The 15,880-nt window shown below is 32.3% G+C and carries 13 protein-coding genes and 1 riboswitch; of the genes, 9 read left to right on the top strand and 4 right to left on the bottom strand.

Annotated features, from left to right (window positions below; all coding sequences use genetic code 11):
• A partial coding sequence (locus ACRX5O_RS12720) for a helix-turn-helix domain-containing protein (RefSeq protein ID WP_433906301.1) occupies positions 1-254 on the bottom strand: 254 nt, incomplete at its 3' end.
• A gap of 36 nt (positions 255-290) precedes the next feature.
• Positions 291-779 carry a sigma factor gene (locus tag ACRX5O_RS12715; protein WP_433906300.1) on the bottom strand — a complete coding sequence of 163 codons (489 nt, stop codon included), beginning with the start codon at positions 777-779 and terminating at the stop codon, positions 291-293.
• 298 nt (positions 780-1,077) lie between these two features.
• Positions 1,078-1,167: riboswitch (cyclic di-GMP riboswitch) on the top strand.
• A 1,473-nt stretch (positions 1,168-2,640) separates the two neighbouring features.
• Between ACRX5O_RS12715 and ACRX5O_RS12710 the strand changes: the two genes are divergently transcribed.
• From ACRX5O_RS12710 to murJ, 8 genes are all read left to right on the top strand, one after another.
• Positions 2,641-3,312, top strand: coding sequence for a sugar transferase (locus ACRX5O_RS12710; protein ID WP_433906299.1), 672 nt, complete (start codon positions 2,641-2,643; stop codon positions 3,310-3,312).
• A gap of 111 nt (positions 3,313-3,423) precedes the next feature.
• The gene (cps2T, locus tag ACRX5O_RS12705; RefSeq protein ID WP_433906305.1) at positions 3,424-4,590 is read left to right on the top strand and encodes a beta 1-4 rhamnosyltransferase Cps2T; all 1,167 of its coding nucleotides are present in this window, start codon (positions 3,424-3,426) and stop codon (positions 4,588-4,590) included.
• Entirely contained in the window at positions 4,587-5,933 is a 1,347-nt protein-coding gene (locus ACRX5O_RS12700; RefSeq protein ID WP_433906298.1) for a glycosyltransferase, read from the top strand. Before cps2T ends, ACRX5O_RS12700 begins: the two co-directional genes overlap by 4 nt.
• A 13-nt stretch (positions 5,934-5,946) precedes the next feature.
• Positions 5,947-6,786 carry a glycosyltransferase family 2 protein gene (locus tag ACRX5O_RS12695; RefSeq protein WP_433906297.1) on the top strand — a complete coding sequence of 280 codons (840 nt, stop codon included), beginning with the start codon at positions 5,947-5,949 and terminating at the stop codon, positions 6,784-6,786.
• The gene (locus ACRX5O_RS12690; protein WP_433906296.1) at positions 6,786-8,081 is read left to right on the top strand and encodes a hypothetical protein; all 1,296 of its coding nucleotides are present in this window, start codon (positions 6,786-6,788) and stop codon (positions 8,079-8,081) included. The genes ACRX5O_RS12695 and ACRX5O_RS12690 overlap by 1 nt, the downstream gene beginning before the upstream one ends.
• Positions 8,082-8,106: 25 nt before the next feature.
• On the top strand, positions 8,107-9,000 hold the full coding sequence (locus ACRX5O_RS12685; RefSeq protein WP_433906295.1) for a glycosyltransferase family 2 protein: 894 nt from the start codon (positions 8,107-8,109) through the stop codon (positions 8,998-9,000).
• Between the two features lie 30 nt (positions 9,001-9,030).
• Complete coding sequence (locus ACRX5O_RS12680; RefSeq protein WP_433906294.1) at positions 9,031-10,080, top strand: polysaccharide pyruvyl transferase family protein; 1,050 nt, start codon at positions 9,031-9,033, stop codon at positions 10,078-10,080.
• Positions 10,081-10,171: 91 nt separating this feature from the next.
• Positions 10,172-11,614, top strand: a complete 1,443-nt coding sequence (gene murJ, locus ACRX5O_RS12675) for a murein biosynthesis integral membrane protein MurJ (RefSeq protein WP_433906293.1) — start codon at positions 10,172-10,174, stop codon at positions 11,612-11,614.
• A gap of 23 nt (positions 11,615-11,637) precedes the next feature.
• On the opposite strand, the gene tagU is transcribed toward murJ, so the two are convergent.
• Complete coding sequence (gene tagU, locus ACRX5O_RS12670; RefSeq protein WP_433906292.1) at positions 11,638-12,576, bottom strand: polyisoprenyl-teichoic acid--peptidoglycan teichoic acid transferase TagU; 939 nt, start codon at positions 12,574-12,576, stop codon at positions 11,638-11,640.
• Between the two features lie 108 nt (positions 12,577-12,684).
• Here tagU and ACRX5O_RS12665 point away from each other — a divergent pair, with 108 nt between their 5' ends.
• The gene (locus ACRX5O_RS12665) at positions 12,685-13,077 is read left to right on the top strand and encodes a hypothetical protein (RefSeq protein ID WP_433906291.1); all 393 of its coding nucleotides are present in this window, start codon (positions 12,685-12,687) and stop codon (positions 13,075-13,077) included.
• A gap of 41 nt (positions 13,078-13,118) precedes the next feature.
• Here the strand turns inward: ACRX5O_RS12665 and ACRX5O_RS12660 are convergent, their stop codons facing one another.
• Positions 13,119-15,878 carry an Ig-like domain-containing protein gene (locus tag ACRX5O_RS12660; protein WP_433906290.1) on the bottom strand — a complete coding sequence of 920 codons (2,760 nt, stop codon included), beginning with the start codon at positions 15,876-15,878 and terminating at the stop codon, positions 13,119-13,121.
• Between the last annotated feature and the right edge of the window lie 2 nt (positions 15,879-15,880).

Genomic DNA, 15,880 nt, shown 5'->3' with positions numbered 1-15,880 from the left:
TTAAATTTCGCAGCCGCTTGATCAATGGACGCTCCTAAGTCTATGTAATTTAGTACGTCCATTTTAAACTCAACTGAATAATTTGTATATGTTTCTTTAAAAGCAGCTAACCCATGTTCATTAACCCTAGCGATCCATCTGTGTAATACTGATTTACTGACATTGTACCTCTGAGCGATATCTCTAATGGACTCCGCGCCCTCGAGGTAAGCATTTACAGCACCCATAATTTTTTCTAATGAGCTTTTTTTCATAATAAAAACTACACCTCCAATTGTTAGTATTTTTGTCTAACAATTGGGGTGCAGTTCAAACCTGTCCCTTAGTCTCTTTCTCGCTCCTGATCGCCAAAGCTTAACGGCTGATAGTGAGACGTTTTCAATTGTGGCAATTTCTTTAACTGTAAAGCCGTGAATGACGGTGTACATCAGCCATTTTTTCTCTTTTTCTGTTAATCCCTCACAATCAAGGTCTTCCCCTTCGAAAGGGAGTTGACATGATAAGTCAGGGATTAAAGCCCAGCTTTCATCATCTATGGGAACATAATGATCCTCGTGTTTGTTTCTCTTCGTCATCTCCGTCTGGAGGTTACCTTTTATATAGGAATAAGCATATGAGGAAAAGGCCCCTCGTTCTGGATCGTACCGTTCAGCTGCTTGCCAAAGAGCAATTAACCCTGTTTGAAAGAATTCTTCCCTGTTTTTATAGATCCCTAGTGTTAGAATAATTTTGTGAATCATAGGCTCATATTGTTGTGCAATTTCATTGAAATGTTCCACTTGCTTTCCCTTTCAGGAAGCGCGCTACCAATTGTATTCCCGGGTAACCTCACAATACCTGTTAGGGAGTTAATCGTTCCAATTGTGAAAAGTGGAGTTGCTTAGTAAAAAGATTGATGAAATATCTGATTTCTGAGGGGAAATTAAGATAAATGGATTAAATGAGACTGGAATCTAAAAAACAATGAAACATGGGGATAGGTCCTTGGTCCCTCTATTCTGGGACAAGGATCCCTGTCCCTAAAAAAGTCTTGTCAAGTGGTTAATTTATCCAATAATAGTCTTGTAACCATAAATCGTACGATAATGGCAAAACCATTGAAAGATGGTGATGCAAAACTACAGGGGCTAAGATCATGGTAAATGATTATGCTTGCCAGTTTCCGAATACGGACTCTTACGATTTATAGTAAATCTAAAGGAGAGTTTTATGGGATTAAAAAGTTGGATAATAAAGATAAAAATGAATTGGCACACTGCAAGACTATATTATTATTTGTGTTTAGCAGACTGCTGTTTGGAAACGGATATCCAGGGGAATCTAGAGGAGAAGATCATGTATCATAGAGACAAATTAAATGTTTAAGGATATAGCAACAAAGTAAAGGGTGTTTAATTTCTCGAAATTTTCATTTGGTTTAATATTTGATTCAAAATTTTTAGAAAAAGGTGGGATAAAGGCTAGGTTCTTTTATCCCACTTACATTTTTAACTTATTTTAAGATCAATGTCTGAGGTATCAACATTGTCTCCAAACCAATCTTTTAGTTTTTCTTTTTCTTTGCTTTTAATATTTTAATTAATATACATTGCTACTTGGAAAAGAGCAATCCCAAGAGCACTAAGGTCATCGGTATAACCAAGTCCAACGACTACATCCGAAGGGTTATAGGGAAAGGTTCCATGTTCCGAGATAAGTATGCTTGTTCAAGTTAACTCTGTTAAGCGTCAATTTTTACACTAATGAGGATAAATGTCATATTAAGTCTGATAATGAAGAAAAGATATTAAAGGGGTTTATAGAAATTTAGCTAAAATATATGTAAGAAAGATTATCAATATTGAGGTGAGTTGTATGAGGTGGGTAATTCAACATGGAATATACATGTTTACTGTGTCAATAGCAATTTTCATTTGGTGCTTAAATTATTACCCTGGTGATCACTTCACCTTAGCAATCTCGTGGATTATCACTTATTGTATATGGATAGGGCAATGTATGGTCTATATAGTACTAGGCATTCTTGATTTTAATGTATAAGAAGAATAGTAAAGTTTACTGTTCTTCTTAACTCAATCTCAAAAATTACGAATCCAATTGTGTAATGGATTGCATCTACTTTCTCCTAAAAATCCCCTCAATTGGCTTTTTCTAAAATTCTCCCTATCCATTAGAACAATAAAATACAAATAATTTTGCACATAATGATACTTGTTTTTAGAGAAAAGAATTCCGTTTCTTGAAGCTTCGATTCTTATTTTAGTACCTTTTTTGGTGATTTTGATGATAAACGGAAAATCCACAGTGGACTTATCATATGATAACAAGATGAAAACTTGAATTTTAACAATTGCACTATATAAAATTTGATTTGATAATTCCTCTAACTTCCTCAAATTTACATATCCTCAATCTCTTGAAATATCAATAATATAAAATATTCTTAAGAAAAAAGTAAAAATTAGCGAATAATGTAAAAAAAAAGATGATTTAATAGTCTTTTACTATAAAATTCTATTTAACATTTGATAAATATTTGATATAATTTCTAGGGTCAGAGATGGTAAGTAAGTCCCATTTCTAAAAAGATGATTTAAATTAACTTCTAATCACTTCAAATAATATAAGCGAGGTTGAAAAATGAAGGCTATGTCAATAGAGCAAAAGACACATGAAGGTGAAATTAAAATTGGAAAATTTCAAGAGAATTTTTCTTATAATATATCAAAACGTTTAATTGATTTTTTATTCTCCTCTTTTGGTATTTTACTATTTTTACCTTTATTTCTTTTAATAGGTCTATTAATCAAATTAGAAGACCCAAAAGGTCCTGTTCTTTTTAAGCAGGTAAGAGTTGGGAAAAATGGTGAAGAGTTTTATATGTATAAGTTTAGAAGCATGGTTACTGATGCAGAAAAACAATTAGAGAATTTACTGAAGTATAATGAAGTAAATGGTTTGATGTTTAAAATGAAAGATGATCCACGTGTGACTAAAGTAGGGAAGTTTTTGCGTAAAACAAGTCTTGATGAATTTCCACAACTTTTTAACGTATTAAAAGGACAAATGAGTTTAGTAGGTCCAAGGCCAGCGTTACCAAGGGAAGTTAAAGAATATAATAGTTATCATAAACAAAGATTACTAGTGGTTCCTGGATGTACAGGACTATGGCAAGTAACAGCGAGAAATACTGTTGGGTTTGAGGAAATGGTAAACCTTGATATTGAGTATATTCAAAAACGGACTGTTTTCTATGATCTAAAGCTTATTTTTAGTACATTTAATGTTCTCTTAAGTAAGACTGGATATTAATAGTAGTTAAATAATAACGGGCACTTTTTTAGCAAGTTTGAAAAAGTGCCCTTATTTATTTTACAATTTTGTTTAAACTAAATATAACACCAAGAAAGAGTGGTATAGTTGATGAAAAACATATTTATTATCGGTAGCAAAGGTATCCCTTCTAGGTATGGAGGATTTGAAACATTTGTTGAAAAACTTACTGAATATAAAAAATCAAAAAACATACAGTATCATGTTGCGTGTTTATCTGAAAGTAAGGAGAAGGAAACTATACATAATGATGCTAGATGTTTTAATGTTAATACTTCTATCTCTGGTCCGGCTAAAGCAATTGAATATGATGTGCGATCTTTAAATGAAGTATATAGTTACATAGTAGCCAATAAGGTTGAAAACCCGATTGTATATATATTAGCGTGTAGAATTGGTCCCTTTATGCAATATTTTAAGCGGAAATTTGATAAAATAAACGTTCCTGTTTATGTAAATCCAGATGGTCACGAATGGAAAAGAGCGAAGTGGAGCTTACCAGTACGTAAATATTGGAAGTTGTCAGAAAGACTAATGATAAAAAGTACCGACATGGCTATTTGTGATTCTAAAGCGATAGAGGACTATATCCAGAAAGAATATAGTAGCTATCATCCTAAGACAGCTTTTATTGCCTATGGTGCCGATGTTAAAATCCCACCAAAAGAGAGTATCTTAAAGCTTAATGAGTGGCTGAAAAAGTGGGGACTTGAAAAACAGGATTACTATTTAATTGTAGGGCGTTTCGTACCAGAAAATAATTATGACTTAATGATAAGAGAATTTGTGAAGTCAAATACAACGAAAAAATTAGTCATTGTAACAAACCTTGAAAAGAATAAATTCTATGAGGAACTCAAAGAAAAGACAAACTTTGATAAAGATGAGAGAGTTAAATTTGTAGGTACAATTTACGATGAAGAACTTCTTTTTCAAGTACGTACCAATGCTTTTGCATATTTGCATGGACATGAAGTTGGAGGGACGAATCCTTCTCTATTGGAGGCATTATCTACTACCTCTTTAAATTTATTATTAGATGTTCAATTTAATAAAGAAGTGGGCGTTGACGCATCTTTATATTTTAGTAAGAAACCAAATAACCTTGTTAATCTTATAAATAAACTTGATGGCTATACAACCCAGATGATTGAAGAAATGGGAATAAAGGCTAAGCAACGGATAAAAGAGGCTTACACTTGGGATATTATTGTAAATAGTTATGAGAAACTGTTCGAAGGGAAACATGAAAAATGAAAATCATGCATTATACGTTAGGCCTTCCTCCTTTTCGAAGTGGTGGACTTACTAGATATGCAAAAGATTTAATGGAAGAACAAGCAAAGAATCATGAAGTGCTTCATTTGTTTCCAGGGAAGGTTGACCTTATTAATAAAAAGGTCAGAATTAAAAAGTCTAGCAAATATAATAATGGTATAAAGCATTTTGAGTTAGTTAACTCACATCCCCTTCCATTATTTAGAGGGGTTAAGGAGCCGGAGCACTTTATTGGACAGGGGCCATTACATGTTTTTGTCGATTTTCTATCTGGTATTAGGCCAGATGTTCTTCATGTTCATACGTTAATGGGTATACACCAAGAGTTCTTAATTGCTGCTAAGGAACAGGGGATAAGGATTGTATTCACAACACATGATTACTATGGGATTTGTCCCACTATAAACCTATACAAAGACAAAGAGAACCTGAACTGCAATGATTTTGAGAATGGAAAGGGTTGTCAGACTTGTTCCTCTAACTCTTTAAGTACTAAAGCATTGTTAATAACTCAAACCTCCTTTTATCCAGCTCTTAAAAAGGTAAAGAAATATTTACCTATTAATGGAATGAAACAATCAAATAAAGACAATGAGCATGAAGTTGAAGTTTCTGGAGAAGGAGACAGTTACAAATATGTTACATTAAGAGAGTATTATCTAGAAATGTTAGGATTGGTAGATTACTTTCATTTCAATAGTAGTCAAACTGAAGAGGTATATCGCACCTATTTACCTTATATTGCCGGTGAAGTTTTAAGTATAACTCATAAAGATATTAAAAAGGTTAAAACAAAAAAGGTAAAAGGGAAGAAAATTCGTTTAGGTTATTTAGGTCCTATGAAGGAATATAAAGGGTTTATGCTTCTAATGAACTCTTTTTCGAATTTACCAGCAAATAAGTTTGAACTTCATTTATACGGAGATGAAAGTAGTGGGCTTAATCAAAACAATGTGTTCTTACATGGTAAATACTCAGGGGATGAATTAGAGAAAATCTTTACCGAATTGGATGTTGTGATTGTTCCAAGTATATGGAGAGAAACTTTTGGTTTTGTTACTCTTGAAGCTTTGAGTTATGGGACACCCGTAATTGTATCAGAAAATGTGGGTAGTAAAGATTTAGTGTCTGAAAAATTCGGATGGAAATTTAGTGTAAGTGAAAGAGATGAACTATCAGATATATTATTGACACTGGATGTAGATGATCTTTATCAAAAACATTTGAATATAAATAATGAATTTAAGATACCTACCATAAAGTTACATTCAGATTTGTTAATCGGAAAATTTTATGGGAATAGCAAAGTAGAAAAAAGTTAATAAGGAGAACCATATGATAGACATTATCGTACCAGTATATAATGGTTATGAAGAAACAAAAGAGTGTATTGATTCTCTCTTACAATGCCAAAATAATATTCCTCATGGATTTATTATTATTAACGATAAAAGTCCAAATCCTAAGATAACAGAATTACTGAATCAAATTGAGGACGACCGTGTGAGGGTTATTACTAATGAACATAACCTTGGTTTTGTAAAAACAGTAAACAAGGGGATGAGAAGCACCAATAATGATGTAATCCTACTTAATTCGGATACTATCGTTACAAACTACTGGATAGATAAATTATATAATGCTGCTCAATCTGATAAAAAAGTTGGATCTGTAACAGCATTAACTAATAACGGAACGATTGCATCAGTTCCATATTTTAATCAGGATAATAAACTGCCAGACGGCTACACAGTTGAACAATTTTCAAATCTAATTGAAAAAGTATCTGAAAGACTATACCCCACTATACCAACAGCTGTCGGCCATGCTATGTATATTAAAAGGGAAGTAATAGATACGGTAGGTTTTTTTGATGAAGAGACATTCGGTATGGGATATGGAGAGGAAAATGACTTTTCCTGCAGATTAATTAAAAAAGGCTTTAGAAATATTCTCGCTGATGATACCTTTATATACCATTTCGGGAGTACATCCTTCAAAAAAGAAAAAGCAGTTTTGCTTGAAAGAAATAAAAAGAAGCTTTATCGAAAACACTGGTGGTATCCATTTAATGTTAAATTCTTTCTCTACTTTGATCGAAAGGTAAAGCGAGTTTGCGAAAGAATTCAGATAGAAATAAAAGATAGCACAGAAAAATTTGGAGTAGGAGAATAATGAATAAGTTAAATAATATAGACAAGTTCTTTATCATTGCTTTATTAGTTGCTGTATTTTTTCTAAGGTATGTAAAGTTAATGTTTGTACTATGGTACATTCCAGAATTAATCGTGTTGGGATACGTGTGTTATCAGTTGGTTTATAAAAAGAGATTTCTAACAAGATTCAATAATCTAGACAGATACATAAAAATTTGGGCAATATTCTCATTAGGGTTTTTATCATTCATTATTGGGTTAAATATTTATAAATTTGGGATTGGAGTAGTATTTTTTGAAAATATATTAATGACTTTTATGCCTTCTATCATGTTGGTATACTTTATCTATTTAGCTACGTTATATTCTTATGAAATACTGTATGAAGTTGGAGAGAAAATCCTACGTTTTTTGAATATTTATTTTTGGATAAATACCCCTATAATCATTTTGCAATTTTTCACAGGAACATTTATGATGAAAAGATTTCTTTCATGGGGAAATTATGATTTTGACCATATGACAGGTTTAATAGGTCCCTTTGGAACAGGCATATTAAACGTTTTTTGGGTCGTTCTTCTAATAGGAAACCTCTTTTTCTATTTTATGACAAAAAGGAAATCATGGCTTGCATCCTTTATTATTCAAATCCCCGTCATGTTTGTTCTATCCTATTTTAATGAAAATAAGTCAATTATTCCGACAGTTATTCTATTTTTGTTCATTTTTATAGGTTTTTCAATCCTAATCAGAGGCTTTACCATGAAAGTGGCGTTAAGATTCGGTTTGATAATCTCTATAGGATTAATAGGATGTATAATCCTGTACTTTACAGTAGGTAGTTTTAATGAGTTGGTCGATAAAATGGCTCTGTTGGCTTACCAGTTATATTATGGGATTGCGGATCCACACAATGAAAGAGCTTATTTGAATTATCTAGCATTTAATAATTATGATGCTAGACATTTAGGAGCTGGAATCAATACTGTTGAATTTAATAATCAAGACATTCATCCAAATTTGGGGATAAACAGTATGTCTCTATTATTAATTCACGGAGGAAAATGGTACTTATTAGCTGTAATCAATTTTTACACGACTTTGGCAGTATTAGCAGTTAAGAAAAACTTTGATAGAAATACAGTAATTGTTTACTTTGTTTTCTTAATTATTTTTTCGTTTTTAACTATAATCACACAACCATTTAGAGAACATTATATAGTTGCTATCCTTGCTTTCCTGTCCTTATTTGTATTTCTCTTTTATAAACATCAAATGAAAGAAAATAAGCAAATAAATACTGGAGTTCATTAATGTGTTGCCAAAGGGGTGAAAGAGCATGCCGAAAGTATCAGTAATTATTCCGAGCTATAACTCTGAACGTACTATAGTAAGAACGGTTTCATCATGTTTAAATCAAACATACTCTGATTTAGAAGTTATAGTTATAGATGATGGATCAACAGATAGTACGGGTGAAATTCTTAAACAGATAAAAGATGAAAGATTAAAGTATTTTTACTTTGAGAATAGTGGTAGGTCTGAGGCAAGGAATAAAGGTATTCATCGTGCAAAAGGGGATTACATTCAGTTCTTAGATTCAGACGATACCCTGCATAGTGAGAAGATTGAAAAGGGGTTATCTATTTTAGAGCATGATAATACGTTTGATGCCGTTCAATGTGGAACAGGTTATATAAAGGATAATCAACTAGTTAATGAGTTTAAGGCTATCCCTAGGGATAATGTGAATAATGTCTTGTTAAGAGAAAATATCTTTCCCATCCACTCTGTACTTTTTAGAAAGGAGTGTGCATCAAGTTTTCCAAAAGGTTTGTCTTATTGCGAGGACTGGTACTTTTGGATAAAAACTCTATGGAATAAGAAGATATTTTTTCAAGAGGAGTATATAGGTGCGAATGTTTATATTCATAGTGAAAATACAATGACCAATTATCAACAAATGTTATTAGGTGAATTGTATATCCTTCTACGAATTAAACATGAAATTAACCGTACTTCTTTAGCAAGAGATTTTAAAATCATCAAACAATATATTTATTATTCAATTGTATACAATGTGGGTATGGATATATTGGAAGACTATATAAAATCCGACTTTACATTGTTACTTTATTTAAGAAAAATAAATAACTTATCATTTATTAGAAATACATTATTAAGAATAATAAATATGAAGCAGAAGTTAAAGGAAAACAAAAGTCTTTACTAAAGGACTTTTATAGTGGAAGGTGTGAAAAGTTTGAGAGTAGCTATAGATGCCTATTTTAATAATAATCTTGGTGATGACCTCTTTCTAGATTTATTATTGAATAGGTATAAGAATGTTCAGTTTGATTTTTTGGTTAAGGACCCTGAATCCTGTCAGGCTTTTAAGGATCATCCACAAGTTCGTTTCATAAGCAGGAAAACAGTACTTCTAAATCTTGTGAGCTATGATGCATATATCTTAATTGGAGGTTCATTGTTTCAGGAGCCAGAAGATTGGAAAAGACAGTGGAAGATATTTCATATAACAGTGTCTGCTTTTAAATTATTTGGGAAAAAAACCTTTGTTTTAGGTTGTAATGTAGGGCCGATTAAGACCGAAAACTATCTTAATACTTATATACGCACGTTTCGTAAATTAACTCATATGACGGTAAGAGATGAATATTCATACAACCTGTTAAAAGATAAAGGAATAAAGCTATCTCTGCATCCGGATATTGTGCTAAGTAAACCTGTCGAACAAAATATAAATAAAAGTGAAAATATCATAGGAATTTCAGTAATAGACTGGCCAGGGACTAATAACCAACATAGTTATGTGGATACTAATGTAAAATTGATAAAGACATTAGTGGAAAATAATAAAATAGTTAGAATGTTTTCTTTTCAAGACACTAACAAAATTAGTGATTTAAAAGTAATAAATCAGATTTTACAAGGATTGGATGAAGAAATTAAATCTAATGTTGAGGTTGTTAACTATCAAGGTGATATAGACAGGTTTTTATCCCTATTTGCACAATGCTGTGCAATGGTAACAACTCGATTTCATTCGCTAATTCTTGCCATGAAGTACCAACAAAATATTATTCCAGTTATCTATAGTAAAAAGACAGTTCAGACTTTAGAATATTTAGGTCTAGATCTTAAGTATTATCAGTTAGAAGATTTGTATGTTGAAAAAATAGAGGACATAGCAAGAGTGCTTTTAGGGCAAAATCCTGAAGTAATAGAGATTGATAATCTATGTAGAAGTTCCGAAGAACATTTCTCAATACTAGACAGAGCTTTAAGAAAATGAGTGAATACTGATGAAGTTTATTAAATCTTTCTCTTTAATTTTGATCATAACCATCCTCACGCAGTTGTTAATGATGTATAGAAGCATGTTAATGGCAAAAAACTTTGGAGTTGGAGAAGTGATGGATGCATTTAACATTGCTAATATTCTTACTATTAGTAGTGTAAGTGTCATATCAGCAGCTATTACCACTGTACTCATACCTATATTGACAAAAAAAGAAAATCTAATAGAGGAAGCAGAATCTATAAATACATATATAAGTACACTTCTTGTCCTTTGTGTAATTTTTGTAAGTGGATTAATTATTATTGGAGAGCCTTTAATAAAGTTATTTACTTTAAATCATAATCAGTCTGTTCAAGTATTAACACTACAATTAACCATAATATTTGCAATATCACAGATTTTTAAGGTAATAACAGGAATATCCACTGCTTTCTTTCAGATCAGTAATGATTTTATAAGACCAAAGAATGCTGGTCTGTTAGCAATAATAATAAGTATATCTTATTTTTTTATTAGTTCAGAACCAAATATATATGGGATTGCAATTACAATTGGACTCTCATTCTTGGTAGAAATTGCGTACCTACTAATTATGCAAAGGAAAATAGAATTTAAATTTCGATTTACCTTTAAATTAAGTAATCCGACATTTAGGTTGTTAGTTAAAAACACTTTTCCAATAATTTTAAGTTCTGCGGCTTTTCAATTATCAATTGTTTTTGCGAATTTTATTGCGAGTTATTTTGGAGAAGGATATGTTTCTATATACGGGTATTCGAATCAGATTGTTAGTATTATTCATGGTCTAATCATTGTAAATATAATAATGATGTTATACCCAACCATAGCAAAAAAATTCGAAGAAAATATATTAGATGCAAAGAGGTCATTAGTACAATATATAAACCTAACAAATTTATTAGTAATTCCGATTGTATTTGGGTTTCTAGCAGTGGGGGATATTCTTATACAAGTTTTATTTGAACGGGGTAATTTTACATCGGAGAATACTAAGGAAGTTTATATAGTTAGTGCAATACTATTTCTAGCATTTCCTTTTAATACAATGCGGGATTATGTTTATAGAAGTTTTTATTCATTAAAGGATACAAAGACTCCTGCAAGAAACTCTATTATGGTAGTAGGTATTACGTTAATTCTAATAGTAGCATTAACACCCTTATTAAAATTTTATTCAGTAGCCGTCGCGCCGGTACTAACATCAGTAATATCTTTAATATTTTCAAGTATTAAGTTGAAGAAGAAAATAGGTACACTAGATGATAACGGTTCCTTATTAAAAAATAGTATTTTGGTAACTGTTAGCTCTATTATCATGAGTTTAATCCTTCTACTTGTTAAGGTATATCTATTTGATGAATATCAATTATTTCCGTTAATTAAGTTGATTATTCTTGTTGTTATTGGAGTGGCATTATATCTTCCAATGGTTTATTTTACTCAAAAAAAGTTAATACAAGATAGTGTTTTTAATAAATATAAAAGAAAGGAAGGAGAGGTATAATAGCTCTCCTTCCTTTTTCTTTTTTATATACCAAGATGTGCCTTTAATACCTGCTGTATTTCGGCTCTTTTTTCTTCGGACACATTAAAATAATAAACACCGTTTATTTTTCCGCCTTGTCCTTCTAGTTGAATTTGTTCAATGGATTTACTTGCTGATTTATACTTACTTTGGATTGTAACCATTTGAGAGAACGTTAAGCTCGTTTTAACATTGTTACCAAGTGCTTTAAAGATGTCACCGTAATTTGTTAAGGAACTTAAACTTGCACCTTCATTAATTACACCTTGAATGATTTGCCTTTGTCTAGCTTGCCTACCAAAATCCCCTTGGGGATCTTCGTATCTCATACGGGAGTATTTTAGCGCTTCTGCTCCGCTAAGAGTTAGTGTACCTTCTTTAAAATGTGTTCCTTCATAGGTAAAGTCTAGGGTGTTTTGAACAGTAACACCTCCAACAGCATCTACGATGTCTTTAAACCCTTCCATGTTAATTTGTATATAATAATCGATTGGGATATCTAGGAAATTTTCAACTGTTGCAATTGACATTTCAACGCCCCCAAAAGCAAAGGCATGATTAATTTTATCCTGTGTACCTTTTCCAACTATCTCAGTTCTCGTATCACGTGGTATGCTAACCATTTTCACTGTGTTTTGTTGAGGGTTTACGGTGAGTACAATTATCGAGTCAGAACGGCCACTGTCATTCTCTCTTTGGTCTACTCCTAAAAGTAAGACAGAGAATGGCTGAGCTTCTTCTAATGCAACATCTTCCGTTCGTTTATCAGATTTTACTCTATCAATTGGTTCATGCATTGTTTCAACTGCATTAGAGAGGGAATTATAAACGGAAAAGGCGTAAGCACCAACTGTTAGAAATAATACTATAAAAACTGAAATCAGTATTTTAACCCATTTTTTCTTTTTCTTTTTTTCTATCTTTTCAGAACGTAAACTCATATAAAGCCTCCTATGTTCAATAATATATCAAAATCTGAAATACTTCGACAAAAAATTAGCAGTACGATATAATAATATAACAAATAAATACAAAAAACGAGGTTTATTATGAAAGAATTTATACTTTTTCTTGCGAATATAGTAAATTATATCCATGACCTTATTATGGATTTAGCTCAAAATGCAGGGTTAAATTTTACCGATAAAGATCTGCATCTATGGGTCTTTGGGGTTATTGGCTTACTTTCTTTTATATTTGTTCATATAGTTTTTAAGGCCTTAGCTTCATATAGTATTACAGCAATATCTTTTATATATACCTTTACAATTATGTTAGTACTTGTATTTGCGATAGAAATTCAGCAAAAGATTACAGGTAGAGGACAGATGGAATTTGATGATGCAGTTATAAGCTTGTGGGGATTTCTTCTCTTTTTTGCTGCTTTCCTTCTATTTAAAGGAATATTCGTTGGTATTAAAAAGTTCTTTAATAAGAAATAAATAAAGCCGCAATCATAACGATTGTGGCTTTATTTTAATATTTAACGAACTATTTTACTAGTATACTCCCAGAAAACCCAGCCTGTTGAACTGGAATTTGGTAAGTAGACTTGATACCAGCCATTTTGTGTAACTGGAGTATTATTGTTCAAGACAATCTTGAGATAGGAACCATCGTTTACACTAGTTAATATGCTAGAAGTTGTAGAAGCTGAACTTCGGATATTCAATGTTCCACCACCTGAATTTACTTTAAGTAAATTCAGAATCTCAAGATAATTCCCGTATAACCAACCGTTTTGACCGTTAACATTTGCTCTATACCAAAGGAATTTATAATTTCCAGTACTATTTGTGTCAAATCTAACATCAGTGTTAAAGCCTAAAATGGGAACAATAGTATTTTGACTTACTGATCCATTATTAGTAGCTTCTGACACATAAGGTAATGACCTAAATGTTAGAGAAGAAGTAGTAACCTTAGCAATTATTCCGCTTGGGAAATTAATAATGGTATCAACTGGATATGGTTGCCCACTTGGTATTTCTCTACCATATTCCTTTGGAGCAGAAGCTGTTATTGGAAGCTCTTTTGCATTTGAGTAGTATGAGAAATCATACGGTTTAATACTTTGCATTAAGTTCGCAATACCGTTTTTCCAATTTTGGTCGGTTGCATACTTAACATTCATCCCGGTTAACGTTGGTCCATGTTCGGCATAATAGTAACTTCCAGTAGAATCTAAATAATTGGATCTTATTTGATAAGCTACTTTTAGAATACTTTCTGGGCCGTTAGGGAAATAATAACCACAAGTAAATGGACAAACATCATATGCACCGTAACCAAATAGATTGTGCTTATAATTTCTTAAATCAGAACCGCCCCAACCAGTTTCCCAGATTGCATGTGCAACTAGGTATTGAGCATTTACACCGTACTTGTTCTGGGCATCAATAAAACTTTGAGCATAGTCCTTTAAAGGACTATTAGGTGATCTACGATTAAAGAAATCAACAATTTCACTAGCTGTTATGTTAGCTGGCTTTTTTAGATTTGTTATTACATAGGGATTTCCATTCCCTATAAAAATATTTTTGGAAGTTGAGCTAATTGAGCCATTCTGTCCAGTTGCCCTAACGGTAACTGTATGCTCTCCATCAATAAATTGTTTTGTATCAAGGATATATTCATATCCTGAATTTGAAATTTGATATTCAGGGAATGCACTATATACATCAGGACGAGAAATCCCATATTGTGCATTTCCAACCAACTTTCCGTCTACTAAAATCTCAATTTTCGAGATCCCACTGCTATCTAAATACCAACCTTTTATAGTAGTAAGTCCTTTAATAGTGGAACCAGTAGTAGGAGTATCAATATACCCTTTAGGAGGTGGATTTTGAATATCAACTGACATTTGTCGGAAATTAGTTATTGACCCGTTATTTCCAGTTTCTCTGACAGAGATAGTGTGCACTCCATTAGTAAATTGCTTTGTATCCAAGGTGTATTGGAATCCAGAATTAGTATTTTTATATTCAGGATAAGCATTATATACATCTAAACGAGGTAACCCGTATTCTGCAGTTCCTGTAATTTTCCCATCTACTAGAACTTCTATTTTTGATACACCACTAATATCTAATGCCCAACCTTTGATATTAATATTTCCTTTAACGGTAGAACCGTTAATAGGAGACTCGAGGTTACCTTTAGTAGCTGCGTTTTGAATGTTAACAATTAGTTTTTGAAGTTCCTTTGTGGTACCATTTTTCCCTGTTTCTTTAACAGTAAGAGTATGTTGTCCATTGATAAACCTTGTAGTATCTAAAGAATAGGTAAATCCGGAATATGGATTTTGGTATTCAGGGTATGCCTTATGGACATCTGGACGAGCAATTCCATATTGAGCAGTTCCAACTACTTTGCCGTCAAGGAATACTTCGACTTTAGAAACACCACTGCTATCTAAAACCCAACCTTTAACATTAATTGCTCCTTTAATAGTAGAACCATTAGAGGGAGATTCAAGGTTACCTTTAGTCGAAGGGTTCTGGATATTAACCGTTAGTTTCTGAAGTTCCTTTGTGGTACCATTTTTCCCTGTTTCTTTAACAGTAAGAGTATGTTGTCCATTGATAAACCTTGTAGTATCTAAAGAATAGGTAAATCCGGAATATGGATTTTGGTATTCAGGGTATGCCTTATGGACATCAGGACGAGCAACTCCATATTGAGCAGTTCCAACTGCTTTGCCGTCAAGAAATACTTCAACTTTAGAAACACCACTACTGTCTAAAACCCAACCTTTAACGTTGATTGCCCCTTTTATAGTAGAACCATTAGAAGGAGACTCGAGGTTACCTCTTGTCAAAGGGTTCTGGATATTAACCGTTAGTTTCTGGAGTTCTTTTGTGGCTCCGTTATTCCCGGTTTCTCTAACAGTTAATGTATGAGAACCGTTAGTATATCTAGTTGTGTCTAGTGAATATATAAATCCTGAATTTGGATTTTCATATTCTGGGAACACTCTTAGAACATCCGGACGTGCTACACCATACTGAGCATTTCCTATTATTTTGCCATCAAGTAAAACTTCAACTTTAGAAACACCACTGCTATCTAAGATCCAACCAGATACGTTGATTTGCCCCTTAATAGAAGCACCGTTTATGGGAGAATCAATACGACCTTGAGTGACAAGTGTTCCGTTAACTTCTAAACTAGTAGAGTTAAAAACTACTAAAGTTAAAAGAGCAAAAATAACATATTTAATTAGTTTTATACCTTTCATAT

The sequence above is a fragment of the Robertmurraya mesotrionivorans genome (assembly GCF_050971805.1).
Classification (GTDB): domain Bacteria; phylum Bacillota; class Bacilli; order Bacillales; family Cytobacillaceae; genus Robertmurraya_A.
This window is presented reverse-complemented; position numbering and strand designations above follow the sequence as displayed.